Origin of the sequence: Pseudomonas sp. IT-P258, from assembly GCF_949767825.1 — a bacterium.
In the GTDB taxonomy this organism is placed as follows: domain Bacteria; phylum Pseudomonadota; class Gammaproteobacteria; order Pseudomonadales; family Pseudomonadaceae; genus Aquipseudomonas; species Aquipseudomonas monachiensis.
The window spans coordinates 232,056-254,638 of sequence record NZ_CATKPU010000054.1; the positions used below are offsets into that span (position 1 = coordinate 232,056).

Consider the following 22,583-nt stretch of genomic DNA (forward strand, 5'->3'; position numbering starts at 1 on the left):
GCTACCCCGCTGTCCCCTGTGTTCGCCCACTAAGCTTTCACAGGGGACCCCACCGGAGACCGTTGCCATGAAAAAAACAACTAATCTATTTGGATCAGTACGCCTTCCACCTGCATGCGCCCGATGATGTTTAGTATTCTGCTCAAATACCTTAGCCCGTCGGCTACGTAGCACTCAGAAATAGATGTTCACCTGCGTCGCAAGTAATTTTTGTTAGCCTCATTGTTATCTCGTGCATGATTAACAGAGGCGCTGAATAGATGTCGATCTTCGAACGAAATATTCATGGTGCGGGCCAGTGGAAAGACTGGCGCTGGCAGCAGAAGAATGCCGTGCGTGATGAACTTGCACTTCGCGTGGCATGCGGCGGCTGGAGTGAAGATATCACCGCTCATATTGAGCGAAACTTGCAAGACCGTAAGATGCAAATTACACCCTACTATATTGATCTGATCATGCGCTCGCTCGATAGCGGCCCGGTGACGGAACATCCACTGTGGAAACAGGTGGTGCCCTACTGGAATGAACATGTGCCGGGTGACTACGACGGCACTTCGGAGAATTGGGAGTTGCATCATGAGATGAAGACTCCTATCTGCCAACACAAGTACGATAATCGCGTCATCTTGCGGATGACTAATACCTGCAATGCGTATTGCCAGTTCTGCTTTGAAGCCTTGCGTACCTTGCAGGTCGACACCGAGAAGGCCAATGCCAATACCAACTCATTCCTGGAGTCGGTGGAGTACGTGCGCGACAACCCTGCCATCGAAGAGGTGATTCTCAGCGGTGGCGATCCCTTGATGTTGGCTGACCGCAGGCTGGAAGAGAACCTGGCGACGCTGCGCTCAATCAGCAACGACCTGCTTATCCGTATTCATTCGCGAGCCCCAAGCTTTAACCCGTTTCGCATCACCGATGAACTGGTCGCAATGCTGGAGAAGTACAACGTCAACGCCTTTGGTGTGCATGTATGCCACCCGCTTGAACTGAGTGCCGACTTTGCCGCCGCGATTAAACGCATTCAGAGTGTGGTGCCGATTGTCTTCTCTAACATGCCATTGTTGCGTGGCGTGAACGACGATGAAAAAACATTACATAAACTGTTCATCGATCTTTATCGCATGGGTGTAAAACCATATTACTTGTACCACTTCATGCCGTTCTCACCGGGTGCATCGGAATACAAGGCCTCAATCAGTCAGGTCATCGCTATTATGGACCGCCTGAAACGGCGTGTGTCCAACATTGCCATGCCCGAATATGTTCTGCCGCACGCACAAGGCAAGTTCACCGTGCCCTTGTTGGATTTTGAAAAACCTGAAAATTTACCGCATTTTGAAGTTCGCGATGGGCAGCGCCATTACCGTTTTCGTAACTGGGAAGGTCAATGGTGCAGTTGGCACGACGCGTGAATCCATTTACCGAATCAGGTAGTATCCATCATGAAACGAGATGCAATTATTTTTATTGATGTCGATGACAGTACTTCTGTTCGCTATAGTTATCGTGAGCCGCACTTTGCGGCTGCCCGCGAACAAGGTTTACTTTGTTTGACGGCGGGTGTGTTGGGGCGTCATCACCTGCAACGACTTCGGGATGATAGTGATGAAGTTTTCCTGCTTGATACGTTAAGCGAAGTATCAATTTTGAAACTGGTTGGCCAACTTGATGGGCAGTACAACATTCGCGCGATTTTCTGCCACGCAGGGCATCCGTCTGCTCAAGGGGAGGTGGGTTGTATTGTTGCACGGGCCTGTAAGCGGCTCGGCCTGGTTTACAGCTGCCCTGAGGCCATTGCCGCCTGCAATAACAAGTTCCTGATGCGTCGAGTACTGGATAAGCATGAGCTTCGCTCCGTGCCGTTCGCACTTTGCAATAATGAACAAGCCCTCAAGGAGGGTGCCGATCGAGTAGGTTATCCGCTCATTGCCAAACCCCCCTTTGGCGGTGCTTCTGTGTTTATCAAGAAGTGTTCCAGCTGGGAAGAGTTGCACAGCCATTACGCGCATTTTCTCAGTAATCACGGCACTGCCGCTTGCTCGGATTTCTATGGCTGCGCGCACACCCTACCTGACGAAAACGGGCGGCAGCACGAGAATATTCCAGGGCGCAGCATGCTGCTGGAGGGCTATATCTCAGGCATTGAAGGTAGTGTGGAATGTGCGATTGTCGGCAAGTTGATCCATCCGCTGCTGATCAACGAAAAATTGATGCTGACAGAGCGCAATGGCACCGTACTCGAAAACCTGCTGATTTCGCCACCGACGTCCTTTACTGAGGACCAGTGTGAGCAGATTCGCCAATACGCCGTGGATTGCCTGCGCGCGGTTGGCCTGACCAATGCAGTGGTGCATTTCGAGTTTCGGATGACCGATGAGGGGCCTGTGGTCATTGAGATCAACCCGCGTTTGGGTGGTCTCTACGTCAACGCAGCCTTCCGTGATCTGGCCGCCATCAATCCTTATCAGTTGTATATCTCGTTGCTGCTGGGCGGGCCGGGGATAAACGCCCAGCTCGATGCTGGAGCGCAAAAGATCGCCGACGCAGGGCAAAGCTACTCGATGTTGGCGATCTATCCGGAACACAGCGGCTATTTCAAGGGCATTGAAGGCATGCACTACCTGGATGATAACGAGTGTGTGCTGGAATATGCCCAGCAGGAAGCCGGTAGCTATATCGATGCGGATATCGAAGAGCACTACTTGCTCAAGTGCTGGACCAAGGTCGACGATGCCGAACACGCCCATGCCCTGCATGATGCGATCAGGCAAAACCTGCGTGTCATCCTCGATAACCCGGTTGCAGGATAGCGTTATGGGCATCTCACGGATTTCGGCGCATTTGCGCGAGCATCACTACTGCCACGTCCGGGACTTTCGGGAGTTGATCCCGATTGAGCCGGGTGAAGAGGAGAGCTTTCGAGCGTACTGGTCAAACCTGGTGCAAGACGAGGCGTTCATGGAGTACACCCACCGTAAACGCCGCATCCTGCGCTATCGTTTGTTGCCTTCGCGGCAGCTGCGGCTCGACAGGAATGCGGAGTTCAAATCATCCGTGACCTATGCCATCAAGTATCGCAAGGGCGTGAATCACTTGAGCTATTGCGAGGATGGCTTTATCAGGCATTCGCTCATGCAGAAACTACTGGCCACGGACCTTGCGGTGATCGGCCCGCACCTCGGAAAGCAGACTTATACGATTGATATCCACCAGTTTCGGGTCAGGGCTGATGCGCATTCCAGCAGTCCGACCACCTCGGGGATTCACCAGGATGGCTTGGACTGGGTATTTATGCACTTCATTGGCGAGTGCAATACAGTGCCGGTGGTCTCGGAGGTCTTTGCCAGTGAAACGGAGCAAAGTCGGGTATTGAACCTGGCGATGGAGCAATTTCTCGAAACCATCGTGATCAACGACCGTAGGATTTACCACCGGGCCAGCGATGTGCGCCCGCAGGCCGATTCGGCGCCGGCCTGGCGCGATTTGTTGCTGGTGAGCCTTCGCAGCCTGCCACCTGACGTAGAGGCGCAGCTTTCATGAGCCACGATCCGCAGTTGGCGCGCTCGACCCGAAACGCGCACCTGATCATCTTTGCCAGAGGCGTTTCGGACTTTGGCGCGTTCCTCAACATGGTGGCGCTGTCCACCTACGTTTACTGGCTCAGCGAAAGCGTGGTGTTCGTCAGTATCTTCCTGGCGTGCCGCGTCATCGGCGGGATTGTCGCCAGCGCGTTTGGCATTTCGTTTTTCCGGCGCTTTGCGGGGCGTGGCGCGTTGGCCGGGCTGGATTTGGCCAGGGCGCTATTATTGATGCCCCTGCTAGTGCTGATACCGACACATCAGCTGAGCATCCTACCCTTCATCGCTTTTGGGATCGGCGTGTGCAATTCGCTGTTTGCCATTGGCCTTAACAGTCAGTTACCCACCTGGGTAGCGCTTGAACAGCGGGTGAGTACCAATGCGTGGATCACCTCTGCCGCAGCCACCGGTGCGGTCTTTGGCAGTTTGCTGTCAGGGTTGCTGATCGCAACAGGGGGATTTGAAGCGGTGTTTACCGTCAACATCGGCACCTATGTCGTGGCCGCCAGTCTGATCCTGCCGTTGCGCGCGTTGTATTCAGTAGCCATTGTTGCGCATCGGGGGCTCTCTGCTGAGTGGCACGAACTGAGGAAAGGACTGCGCGGCGCGCCAGTGCTGGCCGCCATGTTGCTGATCAGCATGCTCGATACCCTCGGTAGCGCTGCCCATAACGTCGGTTGGCCTGTGCTGTCCCAGTACATTTCGCCGGACACGGCAAAAACGGTGATGGGTTATCTGCTGGCGGTCTGGGCCTGTGGCAAGTTCGTCGGTGCGCGCCTGGCCAGTGCGGTTTTGAAAGACCGTCGCACGCAAAGCATGGAACTCTTATTCATGATAGGTGTGGCGCTGATGTCCAGCGGCTTTATTCTGACCTTTCAACAAACCGAGTTGTGGCTGGCACTGGTGTTGGTCGTGTGGGCCGGCATAGGGGATGGTTTATCTGAGGTGGCCTTGATCTCCCGCGCGCAAGGTGAGCCCGATAGCTTGCGTCTGCCGCTGTTCAGTTTATTGACACTGATTCAGATGGCCGGCTTCGGAGTGGGGATGCTGGTGGTAGGACCATTCTATTTGGCGTGGACCCCGGCCCAAGTGATTGTTTTATTCCATGGCTTACCTTTAACCGCACTGGTCGTCATGGGGCTATGGATGAAAAAACTGCCGATCGACGTTGGCGCATGGAGGAAATATTGAGTTCAACGAAGGGGATGTATTTAGTGGGTGGCCCAACTGGCGGCACACCTCAGAGAGCCAGGCATTGTATAAATGATTTGCTCTCTGGGATCAGTTCTAGTTGGGGTGAATGGTACCCCGAGCGGAAAACCATTAGGGTGTTAGATCGAGCATTTACTAGTGAGGAATCGCTCCCTCGTCTTCCGCGGCCACGAGCACCTTCCTCCCAAAGTTCGTTCCGGGGTTACAGCCAGTAACTCACCGCATACCACCCGAGCAAGCCCATCACCACGGTGTACGGCAACGCCATCCAGACCATTCGCCCATAGGACAGGCGCACCAGCGGGGCAATCGCCGAGGTCAGCAGGAACAGGAACGCTGCCTGGCCGTTGGGCGTCGCCACGCTCGGCAGGTTGGTGCCGGTATTGATCGCGATGGCCAGGGTTTCGAAATGTTCGCGGGTCATCTCGCCCGCCATGAACGCGCGCTTCACTTCGGTGATGTAGATGGTTGCCACGAACACGTTGTCGCTGATGGCGGACAGCAGGCCGTTGGCGATGAACAGCATGCCCGGTTGCTGGTCTGCCGGCAGCGTCAGCACCCAGTGGATCAGCGGGGCGAACAGTTGCTGGTCGTGGATCACCGCGACCACGGCGAAAAACACCACCAGCAATGAGGTGAACGGCATGGCGTCCTTGAACGCTGTGCCCAGGCGGTGCTCGTCGGTGATGCCGGTAAAGGCGGTGATCAACACGATCACCATCAAGCCGATCAAACCCACTTCGGCAATGTGGAACGCCAGCCCGGCAATCAGAATCAATGCGGCAAAGCCTTGCACCAGAAGCGCTGCGCGTTGGCGCGTGGTGCGCTCGGCATTGTCTTCGGCGGCGTAGTTGGCCAGCACCGCACGGACGTTATCCGGCAGCAGCGTGCCGTATCCGAACCAGCGCAGCTTTTCCAGCAGGACGCAGGTTGTCAGCCCGGCAACCAGTACCGGCAGTGATACCGGCGCAACCCGGGTAAAGAACTCGGCGAAGTGCCAGCCCATTTCATGGCCAATCAGCAGGTTCTGCGGTTCGCCGACCAGCGTACAGACACCGCCCAGCGCGGTGCCGACGGCGCCGTGCATCAGCAGGCTACGCAGGAAGGCACGGAACTGTTCCAGATCGCCCTGATGCAGGGTCGGCAGATGTTGGTCGTCGCTGAACTCGCTGTCCTGGCGCGGATCGTTACCCGAGGCGACGCGGTGATACACCGAGTAAAAGCCTACGGCGGCACTGATGATCACGGCGGTCACGGTCAAGGCATCGAGGAACGCCGACAGAAAGGCCGACAGAAAGCAGAACATCAGGGCCAGCAGGGCCTTGGAGCGGACCCCGAGCAGCAGGCGCGAGAACAGGTACAGCAACAGGTCCTTCATGAAATAGATACCGGCCACCATGAACATCAGCAGCAGGATCACCGGGAAGTTGTGCAGCAACTCGTCATACAGCGCCTGGGGCGTGGTCATCTTCAGCAGCAGGGCTTCAATCATCAGCAGGCCGCCGGGCATCAGCGGATAGCATTTGAGCGCCATGGCCAGGGTGAAGATGAACTCCAGCACCATCAGCCAGCCTGCAGCCACCGGGCCTGCGGTCCACAGCACCAGGGCATTGAGAATCAGAAAGCCGACGATGCAGGCCTTGTACCAACGGGGCGAGTGCCCGAGAAAGTTGTGCGCGAACGCCTGGGCCATTGAACCGGACATCGGCTGCTCCTTGTCTTGAGAAGCGCGCAACTTGCCGCAAGCGCGCCAGAAGATCAAGCGAAGGAAAAATGCCGGTGGTTATCCCTGGAATCGAGCGATGATCGCCTTGTAGTTTCCGTGCAGCGAATAGCCTCCCACGACGATGTTGCCATCGGCTTGCGCGGCGACACAGGTGGCGGTATCCAGGCTGGGGCCGAGGCGGGTACGCGTATAGCCGCTGCCTTTGCCAAAACGGCGATCGGGAAGGCCGTTGGGCAGGCATCGCCCGAGAATGAAGTCTGCTTCGACACCGCCGATGGTAGCGCCCGCCGTGAGCACACTGCCATCAGGCTGTAACTGCGCGGCGGTCCACTGGCATCCGCTGTAACCGATTTCCCGCCGCTGCGGGTGTCCTCCATTGCAATGACTGTCGGGTCGTCCGTTGCTGTGCATTTTAAATGTCAGGCAGTGCATCGGCTCGCGACTGCAGCCAAAACACAGGATTTCGCCCTCGTTTTGCTGGATCACCCGGCTGACCCGGGCGCCACGCCCTTGCGCCTTGAAGGTCATGAATCCATCCACGGCAAAACGGTCGTCGAGGCGTCCGTCCGGGTGATAGCGGGCCAGCAAGCCTTCCTCGGGGAAATTGATCGATCCTCCGACCAGGATTCGGCCATCGCGTTGTATCGTCAGGCTACCGAGCCAGGTATTCATCAGCAGGTGTCTGACCATCACGAAGCCGCGGCCATTGAACGAACAGTCCAGCGAGCCTTCGACATCCAGTCGTATCAACATACCGACGTGATCGGCCAGTTCGAAGTGATGGTTGGCCAGGATCAGGATCCGGCCGTCTTGCTGTACGGCCACATCGCAGGCTTCTGCGCCCGGCACACCGGGAGGCAGCCATTTATCGCGCATCCCCAGGGACAGATCGCCAGGCAATCGCACGACACAGCGGCCATTATCGCCAAAGCCTTGCACCAGGCGACCATCCTGATCCAGTAATGCCAGGGCCGGGAGCGTGCGGTGTGCGTTTTCGTATTGCAGGCCGGCCAGCAGGATATTGCCGTCGGGCAGGATCAGGACCTTGGTGGCCATGGCTTCGAACCCCGGTTCGAATTGCCCGATGACACTGCCTTGTTTGCCGAACGTCAGGTCTGCGCAACCATCCGCGAGCAAGCGGGCCAGGCCAAAGCGGATACCATCGGCCATGCCGACTTTTGCGGCCACCAGCAAGCGACCTTGGGCATCTATCGCAATGCCATTGGCCAGGCTGAAAAGGCTGTCGGCGAAATAGACCTGGGTTTTGCCGTTGGCGGCAAACGACGTGTCGAGGGCCCCGGCGGTGTTTCGGGTGGCGGGGTAGGCAAAAGCGGAGTGGCTTGACATGCACCGCATCTCCTTGCGAGTCGTCATGATCCAGAAGTTTGGGTGGCGACCTTATAAGGAGAATATTCAATCCCTGAATGAAGGGATGCACAACGGTAAGAACTAACAGACGGAGGGTCGCTGTGTGCCACAACAGTGTCTTTTCGAACCAATGGCGAGCCTGCAATGTATCAGGCGCAAGCGAAGTTCGAATTAAACAGTGTCAAGTAGTGTGCGTGGCAAAAAAGACCTGCGAACCAAAGACAGGAAAAGGGCGCGGATTACTCCGGAGTAATCCGCAAAACGATCAGTGCGGCATCGACCACGACTGCAGTGTGTAACCTTCCTCGCTCAATTCGGCGCGAGCCTGTTCCAGCAGTAGTTCGAGTTGCGCAGGATCGGAATAGGCGCTGCTTGGGATCTGCTTGCGGCCAATGCTGGTGCTGGTGCGGTCGATAACGGTCAGGCTGAGTTCACCGTTACCGTCTTGTGGGGCCCAGGCCACGCACTTGAAAGGTTTGAATGCGCGGTCGGCAATCAGAAGTGCTTCGTTGATACGGAGCGGGGCGTTCATAGGGTCTTCTCTCTCTATGCCCAATCAAGTGACAGGCCGACGGTTGGGCTTACCGTTCAGCTGGTTACTTGTACTGATGCCCGCAACCGGGGTTTGGGTCACACACAATCAAAAGATTTTTCCACTTTATTTCACATAATCAAGAATGAGCCTGACATTGAAAGCTGAATGAAAGGAAAGAGTCGTTAGGTGACTAACATAATCGCAACTTATAACTGGTTTTATGACCCTCCTATAGTCAAACAGTACAAGGCCCTGTCAAATTCTTGCTAATGTTACAGTCAGGTCTGCCAAATGACTGTTTTTAATAAATTTTCGCAAATTTGGCGCCAAGGAACAGTCATGAGCGATGCGCCTGCCTTACGACGTTTGCTAGTGGTGGACCCCTGTGACGATTGCTATCGCCTGATTCCTGGGTTGCGCGATATCGGTTGGGACGTTGACAGCTGCACGCTGGAGAACGCCGCTGACCGAACCTGCGACGTGGGCTTGCTGCGCTTGCAGCCTTTTCACCTTGAGCACCCGGAGGCTGTCAAGGCGTTGATCAGCCGCAGCGGTACCGAGTGGATAGCCGTACTCAACCAGGAAGTACTGCGACTGCAAAATGTCGGCGACTTCGTCTGTGAGTGGTTTTTTGACTTTCATACCTTGCCGTTCGATGTGTCCCGGGTTCAGGTAACGCTGGGCCGGGCGTTTGGCATGGCGCGGTTGCGTGGGCAGGGTACTGTCCATGTTGACCAGCCCGAGCACGAATTGCTGGGCGACAGCAAACCTGTCCGTGAACTGCGAAAACTGTTGAGTAAACTGGCTCCGACCGAATCTCCGGTGTTGATTCGCGGTGAAAGCGGCACGGGCAAGGAACTGGTCGCACGAACTCTGCATCGTCTGTCCCAACGTCACAGCAAACCCTTTATCGCGATCAATTGTGGGGCGATCCCCGAACACTTGATCCAGTCCGAGCTGTTTGGCCATGAGAAAGGCGCATTTACCGGCGCGCACCAACGCAAGGTCGGACGGATAGAAGCCGCCAACGGTGGCACTCTGTTTCTCGACGAGATCGGTGACCTGCCGCTGGAGTTGCAGGCCAACCTGTTGCGGTTCCTCCAGGAAAAACATATCGAGCGGGTCGGCGGCAGTCAGCCGATTCCTGTGGATGTGCGGGTTCTGGCGGCGACGAACGTCGACCTTGAAGCCGCCATCGAGAAAAAACGCTTTCGCGAAGACTTGTACTACCGCTTGAACGTACTGCAAGTGGCGACTGTTCCGCTGCGCGAGCGCCATGGCGACCTGGCGGTGCTGGCCAACCACTTTTCCCATTTCTACAGCCATGAAACCGGGCGCCGCCCACGCAGTTTCAGCGACGACGCGTTGATTGCCATGGGCAAGCACGACTGGCCAGGCAATGTTCGCGAACTGGCCAACCGCGTCCGTCGCGGCCTGGTGTTGGCCGAAGGCCGCCAGATTGAGGCCCGAGATCTGGGATTGATCAGTCAGCATGCAATCGCCGCACCGATGGGTACCCTCGAAGAATACAAGTCCCGGGCCGAACGCCAGGCGTTGTGCGATGTATTGAATCGCCACAGCGATAATCTGAGTGTCGCGGCCAAAGTACTGGGTGTGTCGCGTCCGACCTTCTACCGGTTGTTGCACAAGCACCAGATTCGCTGAATCCCGGTGGTAAACCCAAAACCCGTTGCAATTGCAGCGGTTTTTTTTGTTCGGGTCAGAAGTAGTAAGGGAGTTTCAGGCTGAACTGGAAGTCCGGGGCATCGTCCGTCATGCCGATGGACAGGTTGGGCACGATGGTCAGGTTGTCGGTGGCCGCAATGGTCATGCCGATGTTGAAGTAACCGGCGTTGGCATCGCTGGAGACCACCGACTGCCAATCCCCGCCATCTTCCTTGAGCTTGCTTTTGCGTTGCACCAGGTCAGAGACCGAGAACGACATGCTCATCTTTTCGTTCAAGGCGAACGCAATACCGGCGCCAATCTGGAAGCTGTCGCCAATGCGAACTTTGCCCGGTGTCTTGAGCGCCGGGTTGGAGCTGATGTCGTCGAAAGACTCTTCCAGGTTGTAGGTGTAGGACAGGCTGCCGAACAACACTGCCGGATCGAACGTCTTGACCAGCGAGATCCCTGGCGTGATCGACCAGACGCCATTACCGGTAGGCAAGGATTCAGGCACGGCCAGGTTTGAGTTATCGGCCACCCGAACCAGCTTGATGCCGAACGGGTCTTTCCCGGTAGGCGCCTTGACGCGCAAGGTCATCACGGCATCCGGGGTGTTGGCCGATTCGTCGAGGAATTTGTAGGCGATACCGAAGTTGACATCACCTATGGTCGGGTCTTGCTTGACGGTATCTTCGGTCGTGACGTTTGCGGAGCCGCTATTGCCGCCACCGGACTGATACGTGGACTCACGGTAGACCACCGGCACGTTCAGGTCGAACTGCCAGCGATTGTTGAAGTTGTAACGGCCGGTGAGGTCAAGCGTCCAGGTGTCGGCCTTGATCCGGTCCAGGTTGATGGCGCCCAGGAAGATCGAGTCCAGGGCGAGAAAACCGTTGAGGACCAGTTGGCGAGTATCGTATCGGGAGTAGGTTATCCCCGTTTCGACGCTGAACTTGCCACCGCCGAAGAACCCGCTGGCTTCGTCATACAGGTTCGAAACACTTTGTGCCGGTTGTGAGTCATTGGCCAGCGATTGTCCATAAGAGCTGCCGCTGCCCCCGGCGACGCCCCCCGAGGCGGTGCCGATTCCTGGATTGCCCTTGAGGTCCGCTGGCGACTTGGCCAGGCGTTTGGGTGGGGGCGAAGCGGGCTGCTCTTCGACCTGGCGGACCCGTTGTTCGAGAACCGCCAGGGCTTTTTGCTGTACTTCGTATCGTTGCTTCAACTCCAGGAGCTCTTGTTTAAGAGCCTCCAGTTCCGGGTCAGGTGCTGCCTGCAACATCGCCGCCGGGAGTAGAGCACTCAAGCATGCAACTGCTAGCAGTGATACTGATCGGTACATGGAATAAGCCGTCCATTTGTGCCTAATGGTCCAGACTCAGCGTAGTTCAATAGCCCATGGTCCGTAATGCAGCGAGTTGATTGAGGTTGCAGTCCAGTGCACCCGCACTCGGGCCATTATTGTTAAGCACTACGTTGAGCTGGGTCATGTTGTCGACCATATTGCTGCTGCCCAGTAACCGGGTGTTTTGCAGCAACCCGCCTTGGGCGACTTGTTGCACGCTTGTACCCTGATTGTTGTTGGCGGTAATGGCCATCTGAACGCCACCACTGGTCGCGGATACCACGACACTGCCTGCGGCATTGCTGCCGGTGATGGTTTGACCGGCTATCAGCGCCTGGCCCTGGCTCGGCACCAGTGCAGGGGCCGTGCTGGCCTCCTTGACGTTGATGGCGATGTTGTTGTTTGAGCTGTTGCCATCGCCTGCTGCCCTTGTGACCTGGGTAATGCCCCGGGAAGTATTCAGCGCAGCGCCCCCCGTCACGTGGCCGCTACCCGATTTGGGCGAACCGCCATGACCGGACTGCTTGATGGTTGAAACATAGAACTGGGGTTTGACCGTTGCGGCTTGAAGCTGCATCGAGGTAGAGGCTCCGATCAGGTCACCACTGGCATTGCGCCAGGTACTGCTCATGACGACACCGAAGCTGATGACCCGCCCCGGCATCACATACCGGCCACGCAACTCGGCCAGTTCCTGGTCCTTGATTTCGATGGGTCTGAACTCATCAGCAAAACCTGAAGTGTTCGCTGCCAGACAGGCTGCGACCACCCAATACGAGGTTTTCATTTGCTGCTCCCGGAGCATCCTGCTCCCTATCATCTTATTGGCGCTTAAAAGAAGTCGCTCTGTATGAAACCAAAATCCATCAATTCGGCATCTTTGACCGGGTTGAAGTTATCCATCTTGTTCTTGGCTGTCAGCGGTTCCGGTGGGCTGCGTAAGGCATTGGTCTTGTCGTAACCAGGGCCGACGATGGCGAAGATAATGCCATTCCAGCCTTTGACAAAGTCATCATGGGAGTAGCGTTTGTGACCGAGTACCGGGTCGCCGATATAGACCCAGCTCTTGTCCGCCCGCTGCAACACCACGAAGTGCTTGTAGCCGCGAATTTCCATCAACACCACCACTGGAATCGTCACGGCTTCGAGTCTTTCCGGCGGGATCCTGTAGCCCCGGGCGCGCATGCCGATGCGTTCTATGTAGCGCTTCATGTCCAGCATGGAAAAACCCTGGGTACGCACAAGGTCCTGGTCTGCGGTGACCAGCATGCCTTTGATGATGTGCTCCTCATCGACGTCGAGCCAATAGGCCTGGCGCAGTATCGTTGCCAGCGCGGCGGCGCCGCAGCTGAAATCGGTTTTCTGTTCGACGATGTCGCTGAACTTGCGCTCGCGCAAACTCTGTACGTGCTTGTACACCAGCACGCCACCCGGCAGGGCGGCAACCGGCATCTGTGCAGCCTGGGTCAGGCCAGACAGGCAGAGCAGGGCGAAAAGGACAGTCTTACGCATGATCGATACGCCTTGGGACTGTGGGAAAGCCCCGTCGCCGGGGCTTTCATTGCAATCGCGATTACAGACAGGACTTGCAGCCCGCGGAGATGGACAGCGAGTTGTTTTGCTGGTTGCCCACGCCAGACGATACGTTCGCTCCGCCGTTGCCGGAGAAGTTGTTCATCGAGCCCGTTATCGAAGCGTTGTTGGTTACCGGGGGTTTCCAGCCCTCGGGCGTCATCACTTGTTGAGTGGTTACGCCCGCCAGACCGAATACACCCACGGCTACGAAATCAGTCGTGTTGCCGTTGTTGGTGACGTTCAGCCCGGACGTGCTTTGGTTGGCCGCCGCCGCCGCTTGCGCTACACGACCGCCCGCAACGGCAATCGCCAGGTTGTTTTTCTGTTGGTTGAAGTCGCCGGTGGTCACGTTGATGCCGATGTTGCCGGAACCGCTGTTACCTGCGTTGTTGAGCGTTGTGTTGTTGGTGTTGGAGTGGTTCCTGGCGGCGTTGCCGGCGCTCTTCTGAGTCGCACTGGAGACGGCGACCGCGGTGCCGAAGATGAAGCTTTCGTCAGCTGTGGCAAGGGCGGCGGCGTTGTCTTGCTGGTTGCCGTTACCGGCTGCAACGTTGGCGCCCATGTTGCCGTTGGAGTTGTTCAGGGAGTTATCGATTTTGGCGTCGTTCCTGGTGTCCCGGTTCAATACGCTGCTGTCACTGCTTTCCTGCGAGTCCATCACGACGGCCCCGGCGCCTGCTGTAATCTGCAGAATCTGTTCCAGCGTCGGGCCTTTGGGCTGGTGGTTGTTGCCATGCGCATTGCTCTGGCCGTTGCCTTGATCATCATCAAGACCGCCTGCTTGTGCTGCGAATGCCATCACTGCCGCCAGAGCGAAAGCCAGAGGTTTGAGAGCAGTTGTCGGGTTCATGGTGTTTCTCCGTGCTCATTAGTTGGTCAAGTGTTGGTTCGTCCTTAATCGCACTGTATCGGGGTCAGTCAGCGACCCGGATGCTCAAGGTGTTAGCCATTCGGTTCCCCACCCCGGCACTCTGGTTCACCTGGATCACTCCGCGGCTGCCGGTGAAGGCCTGGTCGCTTGTCACGACCTGGCGACTGCCGTTTGGGGCGCCAGTTGCTCCCGAGTTCGGTAACAACGCCACGTTCTGTTGAGAAAGGGCACTATCGTCGATGGCTTGCGGTGCAGCGCTGATGCTGATGCGCATGGCATTGGCCATCTGGTTGTTCGCCCCGGCACCCTGGTTGACACCCAGTACGCCGTTGCCATTACTGAAGGAGGGTCCGCCAATAGTGGCCGTCGCATCCATCGACGGATTGGCGGGCGTGGTGATTGTCTGCCGGACGCTGGTGGTTGCACCGGCATTCGTACCAATGGCGATCGCGCGGACGTTGGTTTGCTGCTGCTGATCGCCAGCCGCCTGGTTGACGTTGAAGTTGCCGCGGTATTGAGTAGCAGAATCCTGGAGGGTGGCGTTGTTCACCGAACTGACGCCCGGATCGGCCATCACGCCGGTGCAGCCGAACAGGGCAAGTAAAAGCAGGGACCGACTCATCTCATTGGCCTCCCGCCATTCTGCCCAGTGAGCCGAGGCCGCTGCTCATGGCGCGGTTGACGGTTCCGGAAATCGCGCTGCCACTGCCACCGCCGTGGCCGACAGACATGCCGGGCATACCATTGGGGTTGGTAACGGCGTTGAGCCCTTGCAGGCCACCCAGGCTTTGTCCGTTGCTGTGGCGAAGGGCTGTTCCGGTGGAGACCCCGGCAATGTCCGCGTCGCTGAGTTCGCCGGTGACGCGGGCCGATGGGTTGGCATTGAGGGTGTTGGGGTTCGGATCTCTGCCGCCGCTGCGACCGATAGGGGTTGGGTGAATGGTGCGGTCAAGCACGATGACGCCGTTGCCTTCGGCTAGAACGTCAAAACTGAAAAGCGTGCCTGCAGCGCTCGCGATCAGCAGCAGGCACGCCAAGACTCTTTTATCGAATATCCACACGACATTCTTACCTTCTCATGCAGGCTGGCTCTGGTCGGCTTTATGAAGGTAAGAGCGAAAGCTGTGCCGGTTTTTGATTATCTCGTTGATTCAATGGCTTATGGATATTGTCCGGATAGCTTTCGCCAAGAATGTTTCAAAGATGAGACGAAACCCTGCGCAGGTAGCCCTTAATTGCGGGTAAACCGTTCTAAAGCAAGGGTTTCAGGGGCGTTGTATCACCGGCTTGACAAATCCGATGATCAAACGACGAGGGGCGCTGAAATGGGCGGTTTGAGGCAAGGAGAGTGTTTCAGGACCGGACACTTTCCCTCGGAGCAGGGGGGATGGTGGGGGAATTACCCCGGACGCCACTCAGGCGTCGAGCAATCGGGTCACGGCGTGCAGTGCCAGGGATCGGCGTTCGGCCCAATCTCCGCGCAGTACTTGAACCGGTTGTGCGTGGCGCTCCAGCCAGGCCAGGGTCTGCTCGAAAAATGCCTGGCGCTCACTCAATCGGGGCTGGCAACGCTGGCCGTCATCCGTCCATTCGACGTGTTCCGGCGACAGCAGCAAGTGCAAGTCGTAATGCCGGGCCAATAGCGCTTGCTCGATCCAGGGGGGGCAGTCGCCAAACAGGGTTTGGCTCCAGAGGACATTGCTCAGCAGGTGCGTGTCGAGGATGAGCAAAGACGGTTGTTGCGCCCGTGCTTCGTCCTCCCACGCCAATTGACCGCGGGCGATGTCCGGAATGTCGGCCAAGGTGGTGTCCCGCGGATTCTGCTCGATGAACCAACGCACATACTCGTCGACCAGTACCCCGCCGAAACGCTGTTGCAATTCGGCCGCCAACCAGCTTTTACCGCTGGATTCCGGGCCTGTGAGTACCAGCACTTTCATGCGCGCAATGCCGGATCGGCGCGCCATTGGCGCCAGCCCTGCACGGCGATAACGGCGAACAGCCCGTACAGGGTGGCGGTCAGGTACAGGTCCTTATAGATGAACAGCCCGACGAAAATCACATCCAGGGCTATCCATAGCGGCCAGCACTGGACACGTTTTTGCGCCATCCAGACCTGCGCCACCAGGCTGAATCCGGTCAGCGCCGCATCGAGCCAGGGTTGTGCAGCGTCGGTCCAGTGGGCCATGGCCGCCCCCAGTAACAGGCTGCCGAGTGCGCCGATGGCCAGGCTCAACGCCACGGCGCGTGAGTTGAGCCAACTGACTTCGCGGCCATGGGTCGTTTCGCCAGCCCGCGTCCACTGCCACCAGCCGTAAAGCTGCAAGGCGGCATAGATGACTTGCAGCAGCATGTCCGAATACAGCTTCACCTCAAAAAAGATCCAGCTATAGAGCAGCACCATGACCAGACCGATGGGCCAGCACCAGGGGTTCTGTTTGACCGTCAGCCAGACGGCAATGACACCGAGGGCGGCGGCAAACAGTTCAAGCCCGGACATGGAGGCTCCTTGGGGAAATCGAAGAGGGGGCCGATTGTAACCGGATTGGCGTCGGGAATCCCGTGGCGCACGGGTGTACTTCATTGGTGCGCGATAACGCGGCAGCGCCAAGCGGACTTGTCTGATAGGATTTCGGCCCCGCGCGGGTAAACCCTGACCAGGATTGTTTTTTCACAGGATTTTGACGGTGCTGTGGTGATCCTTGACAGGCGGGGCTTCAGCTACGCTGATCGCAATTCAAGCTTTGGAAAAATACTAACGGGGCATGCCGGCGCGCATAGCCTTTTGGGGGATTGATGGATCTTTGGACCGCCTTTCAGGCATTGATTCTTGGGGTTGTAGAAGGGCTGACCGAGTTTTTGCCCATTTCCAGTACCGGCCACCAGATCATCGTGGCCGACATGCTCGGCTTCGGGGGCGAGCGGGCGATGGCGTTCAACATCATTATCCAGCTGGGTGCCATCCTGGCTGTGGTATGGGAGTTTCGACGCAAGATCTTCGACGTGGTCATCGGCCTGCCGACCCAGCCGGGCGCCCGGCGGTTTACCGCGAACCTGTTGATCGCGTTCTTGCCGGCCGTGGTGTTGGGCGTGATCTTCGCTGACCTGATCCACGAATACCTGTTCAATCCGATCACCGTGGCAACGGCGCTGGTCGTGGGCGGGTTCATCATGTTGTGGGCCGAGCGCCGCCAGCATGAAGTCCACGCCGAAACGGTGGATGACATTACCTGGAAAGACGCCCTGAAAGTCGGCTTCGCCCAATGCCTGGCGATGATTCCGGGTACTTCGCGTTCGGGCTCGACGATCATCGGCGGGTTACTGTTCGGCCTGTCGCGCAAGACCGCTACCGAGTTCTCGTTCTTCCTGGCGATGCCGACCATGGTCGGCGCGGCGGTGTACTCGGGCTATAAATACCGTCACCTGTTTGTCCCGTCTGATTTCCCGGTGTTCGCGATCGGTTTCGTCACGGCGTTCGTCTTCGCGATGATCGCGGTCCGCGGGCTGCTCAAGTTCATCGCCAACCATAGCTATGCGGCGTTTGCCTGGTATCGCATTGTGTTCGGCCTGATCATCCTGGCGACCTGGCAGTTCGGCTGGGTCGACTGGAGCGCGGTCAAGCCGTGAGTGACTCAAGCTCGCGCAATAACCCCGGGCGCCAGCCCGGGGGACATATCCGTCATCCACGGCTGAAGTGGCTGGTGTTTGCAATCCTGTGCGCGTTGCCGCTGTCGGGTTCGGTGTCGTCATGGCTGCACGGGGTGTCGCTGATTCCCCTGGCGGCCTACGGCATCGTCAGCGTCGTGACGTTTTTCCTGTACTGGAGCGACAAGCGCAAGGCCCGCGCCGAGCAATGGCGTACGCCGGAGAATGTCCTGCATGCGCTGGAACTCGCCGGAGGCTGGCCGGGTGCCTTGCTGGCCCAGCAAGCGTTCCGGCACAAAACCCGCAAAGTCTCGTACCAGTTGGTGCTCTGGATCATCGTGCTCATGCACCAGGTGTTCTGGATCGACCACCTGTTCCTCGGCGCACACCTGTTCGCCTTGTTCTGATCAACAACGCCTTATAGCAACAGGCTGACTTGAGTGCGCTTTGGCAGCCTGCTGACCACCAATTGGTGGGAACGCTGTAGCAGTCCCTGTAGTTCTTCGCTGCCGAGCGGGTAGGGCGTTTCCATGATGATCCACTGGGCGCGCGCCAGATAAGGCGCCGGATGAATCCCCGGGCGGTCGCAATGACCGAGAAACAGATCCTTGTCGACCTTGAAGGCCAGGGAGTCACCCCGCAGGCCCTGCAAGGCGAACATCTTGTTCCCGGCAATCGAAAACACCCGCACGCCGCCCCATTTATAGTCTTCGCGCGCTCCGGGCAGGCTAAGGCAGAATTTCGCGACATCCTCTTCGCTCATCCGTGCGGTTTTCATAACAATCGTTCCCCACAGGCATTGAATGACTCAACCAGATGGTCAATCCAGGCGCGTACCGCCGGCATGACTCCGCGTCGATGAGGATAGACCGCTTGCAGCCAGCCACCGGGCAACGACCAGTCGGGCAACAACTGCACCAGCGAACCGTTTGCCAGTTCCTGCTCGCAATACATCATGGGCAGCATGGTGAAGCCCAGGCCGGAGAGGGTGCTGGCCTTGCGCACGATAAAGTCATCGATGCCCAGCCGGGCCTCGAGCGCCAGTTCACAACTTTTGCCTTTTTGATCCAGCAGGCGGATGTGCACCAGGCGGTCGGCTTCCAGGGCACCGAGCACCGGCAGGCTTTTCAGATCTTCGGGATGGTTGATCTCACGGCCAACCAGGAAGCCGGGACTGGCGACCATCAGCATCTGCGCCTGACGCAGGCGGCGAGTGACCAGCAGCGGGTCTTCGTCGCCCAGTTCCCGCACACGCAGGGCTACGTCGATGCCTTCGTTCACCAGGTCGACCCGGCGGTTGAGCAACATCACCTCCAGCTGGACTTGCGGAAACCGTTCCAGAAAGTCGCTGATCACCCCCGGCAATATTTCGTGGGCCAGCCCGACGGGGCAGGACACCCGCAAGCGTCCGCGGGGCTCGCTGGACATGCTGGCCACGGCTTCGTCGGCCATTTCCGCCTCCAGCAGCATCGCCTGGCAGTGCCTGAGGTAACGTTCACCGACGGCCGTCAGCTTCAGTTGTCGGGTGGTGCGTTGCAGTAATCGTGCGCCAAGGCGTTCTTCCAGCTCGGCGATGCGCCGTGACAATCGGGACTTGGGGATGCCCAGCAAACGCCCGGCTGCGGCGAACCCCCCGGCTTCCACGACTTTGGCGAAGTAATACAGGTCGTTGAGGTCTTGCATGATGTGAATCCGATTGTTCTATCTGTGGGACGAACTATCGCATTGTTAGCGTCTAATCAGCTATTGGTTTCGTGTGTAGGATTAGTCCCATCAGATCGCCCTTGTGGGCGATCCTCACTTGGAGATCCCACATGAAATTGCTGCATATCGATTCGAGCATACTGGGCGACAACTCGGCTTCCCGTCAGTTGAGCGGCGAAGTCGTCAAGGCCTGGCAAGCCGCCGAGCCAACCGCCGTGGTGACCTACCGTGACCTGGCCGCCGACGCCATCAGCCATTTCTCCGCCACCACCCTGGTCGCCGCCGGCACCACCGCTGAACTGCGCAACGCCGCACAACAGCACGAAGCCGAACTGAGCGCCTCGACCCTGGCCGAATTCCTGGCTGCCGATGCCGTGGTGATTGCCGCACCGATGTACAACTTCACCATCCCGACTCAACTCAAAGCCTGGATCGACCGCATCGCCGTTGCCGGCCAGACCTTCCGTTACACCGAAGCCGGCCCTGAAGGCCTGTGCGGCGGCAAGAAAGTCGTGATCGTCTCGACTTCCGGTGGCATGCACGCCGGTCAGGCGACCGGTGTTGCCCACGAAGAGTATTTGAAGGTGCTGTTCGGTTTCATCGGCATCACCGATATCGAAATCGTGCGTGCCGAAGGACTGTCTTACGGTGACGACGTACGCAACAAGGCCATGAGCGCTGCCCACGCACAAATCAGCGAGCAATTGTTCGCCGCAGCGTAAGGCTTGCGTAAAAGTAGGCAGCCGTTCAGGTAAAGCCCAAAAAACTCTGTATTCTGGCTACGCAAGTACCAGTTACGGAGTTTTTTGTTTCTGGTCGTTTCAGACTGTGGCCCGACATATGCAGTCCAGGGTGTACGTCTCAAGTCCGGTAACAAGGTGGGGCATCCATGATGCGTCTTTGTGCAGCTTTACTGATTTGCCTGCTCAGCAGCCTGAATACAGTGCACGCCGCACCAGCACCGCATCCTCACTGGAGCGTCGGCTTCCATGAGATGACTTTTCTCGACCCGCTGGACCTGCAGCCGATGCGGGCCATCGCCTTCTATCCTTCCAGTGATCGGGAGCACACCAGCAAGCTTGAGGGTTACACCGTCGAAGCCGGGGAGGACACCAAGGTCGCCATCGGCCGGTTCCCGATGCTGATGCTGTCCCACGGCAACACCGGTACTCCCCTGGCCCTGCACGACCTTGCCACGTCGCTGGCGCGCAAAGGCTTTGTCGTGGTGGCGGTGATTCACCCCGGTGACAACTCCAGGGATCACAGCCGACTCGGTACTTTGAGTAACTTGTATGGCCGGCCGATCCAGATCTCCGAAGCCATTACCGCGACCTTGGGCGACCCTATGCTGTCGCCGTTCGTCAATGCCAACCAGGTAGGGGTCATCGGTTACTCGGCCGGTGGTGAGACTGCATTGATCCTGTCCGGCGCAACCCCGGACCTGGATCGTCTGCGCCGATACTGCCAGGAGCGTCCGGACGACCGCGATGCGTGCAACACCCAGGGCGAATTGATTGTCGACCGCGACGACCTGCAACCGGTGGCTGATCCTCGCGTCCACGCCTTGATGCTGATGGCGCCATTGAGCCTGAAGTTCGGCCGCCACACCCTGGCCGATGTGCATGTGCCGGTGCTGCTCTACAGCGGCGATGGCGACAAGTTGGTGGCTGTCGACAAGAACGCCGCGGCACTGGCGCGTAAACTGCCGACCGCGCCGGACTTCAAACTGCTGGCCGGGGCAGGGCACTTCGTCTTCATGGCGCCGTGCAATGACGAGCAGATCGTGATCATGCCCGCGCTGTGCACCGATGCCGATGGCGTCGACCGGCAAGACATTCACCGCAATCTGATCGCTGAAGCCGGAAGCTTTTTCTCGCGCACCCTGGGCAGAGCAACCCGGGCCGGGATGCAGACCGCCGATCAATAGATCCCTTTGTAGGAGCTGCCGAAGGCTGCGATCTTTTGATTTTAAGATCAAAAGATCGCAGCCTTCGGCAGCTCCTACAGGGATTCAAGCCATGGCGCGGTGTTTCAACAGCAGGGTCAGCCCCAGCCCCGTCACCGACAACAACGCCGCACTGAAGAAAATCCACGTATAACCCAGGTTCAACGCCACTGCGCCCATCAACGGGCCGGCGATGGCCAGCGCCAGGTCGAAAAACACAGCATAAGCACTCAGGCCTGCGCCCCGGCTGGAGTTGGGGACCTGTTTGATGGCCTCGACACCCAGCGCCGGATACACCAGGGACAGGCCAAATCCGGTCAGGCCGGCACCAATGAGCGCGTAACCGGTCGACGGTGCCAGCCACAGCAGCACCAGGCCAACGGTCTCAATGCACATGCAGGCAATGGCCGAGGTGAACCCGCCGAAACGGCTGATGGCGGAAATGAACAGCAGTCGCGACAGAATGAAACACGCGCCAAACACCGTCAGGCAGTAGGCCGCGCCGGACCAACCGCGATTGACGTAGTACAAGGTGATAAAGGTCGTCAGGGTGCCATAGCCAATGGACGCCAGGCTCAGGCTCGCGCCAAACGGCGCAATGCGTCCGAACACCGCCCAAAACGGCAAGCGTTCACCGCGCACCACCGGCACCGAGGGCTTTTTGCGAATCAACAGCAGTGCAGCCAGGGCCAGCAGCGACAGGGCAATGCCCAGGCTGGCGAAACCCAGTTGTTGCACCATGACCACGCCCAGCGGCGCGCCAATGGCAATCGCCCCATAGGATGCGATGCCGTTCCAGGAAATCGACCGCGCAGTATGCTCGGCGCCCACCTGGCCCATGCACCAACTGATGGTGCCGACGCCGATCAACCCTTGGGCGATCCCCAGCAACAGGCGCCCGGCAATCAGGATCAGCAGGCTGAGCAAGGGAAAACCTTGCAACAGGGTCGACAGCCAGGTCAGCACGCCGCTGAGCACAATCCCGCACAAGCCATAGATGATTGCGCGCTTGGTACCAACGCTGTCGGACACCCGCCCGGCCATGGGGCGGCTGAGCAGGGTGGCGAGGTATTGCGAGCCGATCGTCAACCCGGCCACGATGGCGCTGAACCCGAGTTGTTCATGGACATAACCCGGCAAAACGGCAATCGGCAATCCGATGCAGAGGAAGGCAATGAAGGTATAGAAGACGATAGAGACGATCTGCAGGGTGATCGCCATGGAGCTTTGCGCAGGCACTTGCGGCACAGACATGAGGGCTCGTTCGCGGGCGGCGGTGGGAGACCTGCATCATGGCGCGGTGTCGGGATAAATGAAAGCAGGCTAACTACTTTTGCCGTGACATTATCACTGTTCCTCATGGCCTCTTCGCGAGCAAGCCCGCTCCCAAAGGGGAACGCATTCCAAA

General features: G+C 58.1%; 23 protein-coding genes. 9 read left to right on the plus strand and 14 right to left on the minus strand.

Features of this window, described 5'->3' with window-relative positions; all coding sequences use genetic code 11:
- Window positions 1-260: 260 nt before the first annotated feature.
- Genes ACM6G4_RS19630 through ACM6G4_RS19645 form a run of 4 tightly spaced genes read left to right on the plus strand, consistent with a single transcriptional unit; the run spans window position 261 to window position 4,772 of the window.
- Window positions 261-1,415: a KamA family radical SAM protein gene (locus tag ACM6G4_RS19630; RefSeq protein ID WP_414914415.1), complete on the plus strand. Its 1,155-nt coding sequence runs from the start codon at window positions 261-263 to the stop codon at window positions 1,413-1,415.
- A 30-nt stretch (window positions 1,416-1,445) separates the two neighbouring features.
- Window positions 1,446-2,813 carry an acetyl-CoA carboxylase biotin carboxylase subunit family protein gene (locus ACM6G4_RS19635; protein WP_409079046.1) on the plus strand — a complete coding sequence of 456 codons (1,368 nt, stop codon included), beginning with the start codon at window positions 1,446-1,448 and terminating at the stop codon, window positions 2,811-2,813.
- Window positions 2,814-2,817: 4 nt separating this feature from the next.
- On the plus strand, window positions 2,818-3,543 hold the full coding sequence (locus ACM6G4_RS19640) for a 2OG-Fe dioxygenase family protein (RefSeq protein WP_414914416.1): 726 nt from the start codon (window positions 2,818-2,820) through the stop codon (window positions 3,541-3,543).
- Entirely contained in the window at window positions 3,540-4,772 is a 1,233-nt protein-coding gene (locus tag ACM6G4_RS19645) for an MFS transporter (protein WP_414914417.1), read from the plus strand. The genes ACM6G4_RS19640 and ACM6G4_RS19645 overlap by 4 nt, the downstream gene beginning before the upstream one ends.
- Before the next feature lie 223 nt (window positions 4,773-4,995).
- On the opposite strand, the gene nhaB is transcribed toward ACM6G4_RS19645, so the two are convergent.
- The 3 genes from nhaB to ACM6G4_RS19660 all read right to left on the minus strand — a co-directional run bounded on the left by nhaB (window position 4,996) and on the right by ACM6G4_RS19660 (window position 8,419).
- Window positions 4,996-6,498, minus strand: a complete 1,503-nt coding sequence (gene nhaB, locus ACM6G4_RS19650) for a sodium/proton antiporter NhaB (RefSeq protein WP_414914418.1) — start codon at window positions 6,496-6,498, stop codon at window positions 4,996-4,998.
- A 78-nt stretch (window positions 6,499-6,576) separates the two neighbouring features.
- Window positions 6,577-7,866, minus strand: a complete 1,290-nt coding sequence (locus tag ACM6G4_RS19655) for a hypothetical protein (protein ID WP_414914419.1) — start codon at window positions 7,864-7,866, stop codon at window positions 6,577-6,579.
- A 286-nt stretch (window positions 7,867-8,152) separates the two neighbouring features.
- Window positions 8,153-8,419: a hypothetical protein gene (locus ACM6G4_RS19660; RefSeq protein ID WP_007970062.1), complete on the minus strand. Its 267-nt coding sequence runs from the start codon at window positions 8,417-8,419 to the stop codon at window positions 8,153-8,155.
- Window positions 8,420-8,761: 342 nt separating this feature from the next.
- On the opposite strand from ACM6G4_RS19660, the gene ACM6G4_RS19665 reads away from it, so the two are divergent.
- Window positions 8,762-10,087, plus strand: a complete 1,326-nt coding sequence (locus tag ACM6G4_RS19665) for a sigma-54 dependent transcriptional regulator (RefSeq protein ID WP_056724627.1) — start codon at window positions 8,762-8,764, stop codon at window positions 10,085-10,087.
- A gap of 55 nt (window positions 10,088-10,142) precedes the next feature.
- On the opposite strand, the gene ACM6G4_RS19670 is transcribed toward ACM6G4_RS19665, so the two are convergent.
- The 8 genes from ACM6G4_RS19670 to pnuC all read right to left on the minus strand — a co-directional run bounded on the left by ACM6G4_RS19670 (window position 10,143) and on the right by pnuC (window position 16,381).
- The gene (locus tag ACM6G4_RS19670; protein WP_414914420.1) at window positions 10,143-11,432 is read right to left on the minus strand and encodes a hypothetical protein; all 1,290 of its coding nucleotides are present in this window, start codon (window positions 11,430-11,432) and stop codon (window positions 10,143-10,145) included.
- A 46-nt stretch (window positions 11,433-11,478) separates the two neighbouring features.
- A complete protein-coding gene (locus ACM6G4_RS19675) occupies window positions 11,479-12,240 on the minus strand; it encodes a hypothetical protein (RefSeq protein WP_414914421.1) in 762 nt (253 codons plus the stop codon).
- A 26-nt stretch (window positions 12,241-12,266) separates the two neighbouring features.
- Window positions 12,267-12,947, minus strand: a complete 681-nt coding sequence (locus ACM6G4_RS19680; protein ID WP_056724633.1) for a C39 family peptidase — start codon at window positions 12,945-12,947, stop codon at window positions 12,267-12,269.
- A gap of 61 nt (window positions 12,948-13,008) precedes the next feature.
- Window positions 13,009-13,860, minus strand: a complete 852-nt coding sequence (locus ACM6G4_RS19685) for a hypothetical protein (protein ID WP_056724635.1) — start codon at window positions 13,858-13,860, stop codon at window positions 13,009-13,011.
- A gap of 64 nt (window positions 13,861-13,924) precedes the next feature.
- Window positions 13,925-14,503, minus strand: coding sequence for a hypothetical protein (locus tag ACM6G4_RS19690; protein ID WP_056724638.1), 579 nt, complete (start codon window positions 14,501-14,503; stop codon window positions 13,925-13,927).
- Window position 14,504: 1 nt separating this feature from the next.
- Window positions 14,505-14,942: a hypothetical protein gene (locus ACM6G4_RS19695; protein WP_056724639.1), complete on the minus strand. Its 438-nt coding sequence runs from the start codon at window positions 14,940-14,942 to the stop codon at window positions 14,505-14,507.
- 354 nt (window positions 14,943-15,296) lie between these two features.
- Window positions 15,297-15,821 (minus strand): AAA family ATPase, encoded by a 525-nt coding sequence (locus ACM6G4_RS19700; protein ID WP_414914496.1) that lies wholly within the window; start codon window positions 15,819-15,821, stop codon window positions 15,297-15,299.
- The gene (pnuC, locus tag ACM6G4_RS19705) at window positions 15,818-16,381 is read right to left on the minus strand and encodes a nicotinamide riboside transporter PnuC (RefSeq protein WP_414914422.1); all 564 of its coding nucleotides are present in this window, start codon (window positions 16,379-16,381) and stop codon (window positions 15,818-15,820) included. Before pnuC ends, ACM6G4_RS19700 begins: the two co-directional genes overlap by 4 nt.
- A 296-nt stretch (window positions 16,382-16,677) precedes the next feature.
- On the opposite strand from pnuC, the gene ACM6G4_RS19710 reads away from it, so the two are divergent.
- Window positions 16,678-17,508, plus strand: a complete 831-nt coding sequence (locus ACM6G4_RS19710; protein ID WP_223540948.1) for an undecaprenyl-diphosphate phosphatase — start codon at window positions 16,678-16,680, stop codon at window positions 17,506-17,508.
- A complete protein-coding gene (locus ACM6G4_RS19715) occupies window positions 17,505-17,933 on the plus strand; it encodes a DUF1294 domain-containing protein (protein WP_056724647.1) in 429 nt (142 codons plus the stop codon). Before ACM6G4_RS19710 ends, ACM6G4_RS19715 begins: the two co-directional genes overlap by 4 nt.
- A gap of 11 nt (window positions 17,934-17,944) precedes the next feature.
- Here the strand turns inward: ACM6G4_RS19715 and ACM6G4_RS19720 are convergent, their stop codons facing one another.
- Complete coding sequence (locus tag ACM6G4_RS19720) at window positions 17,945-18,304, minus strand: MmcQ/YjbR family DNA-binding protein (protein ID WP_056724649.1); 360 nt, start codon at window positions 18,302-18,304, stop codon at window positions 17,945-17,947.
- A complete protein-coding gene (locus ACM6G4_RS19725) occupies window positions 18,301-19,209 on the minus strand; it encodes a LysR substrate-binding domain-containing protein (RefSeq protein ID WP_223540949.1) in 909 nt (302 codons plus the stop codon). The genes ACM6G4_RS19720 and ACM6G4_RS19725 overlap by 4 nt, the downstream gene beginning before the upstream one ends.
- A gap of 131 nt (window positions 19,210-19,340) precedes the next feature.
- Here ACM6G4_RS19725 and ACM6G4_RS19730 point away from each other — a divergent pair, with 131 nt between their 5' ends.
- On the plus strand, window positions 19,341-19,952 hold the full coding sequence (locus tag ACM6G4_RS19730) for an FMN-dependent NADH-azoreductase (RefSeq protein ID WP_056724653.1): 612 nt from the start codon (window positions 19,341-19,343) through the stop codon (window positions 19,950-19,952).
- 167 nt (window positions 19,953-20,119) lie between these two features.
- Window positions 20,120-21,157, plus strand: a complete 1,038-nt coding sequence (locus ACM6G4_RS19735) for an alpha/beta hydrolase family protein (protein ID WP_056724655.1) — start codon at window positions 20,120-20,122, stop codon at window positions 21,155-21,157.
- A gap of 84 nt (window positions 21,158-21,241) precedes the next feature.
- Here ACM6G4_RS19735 and ACM6G4_RS19740 read toward each other — a convergent pair whose 3' ends face one another.
- Window positions 21,242-22,429: an MFS transporter gene (locus tag ACM6G4_RS19740; protein ID WP_414914423.1), complete on the minus strand. Its 1,188-nt coding sequence runs from the start codon at window positions 22,427-22,429 to the stop codon at window positions 21,242-21,244.
- Between the last annotated feature and the right edge of the window lie 154 nt (window positions 22,430-22,583).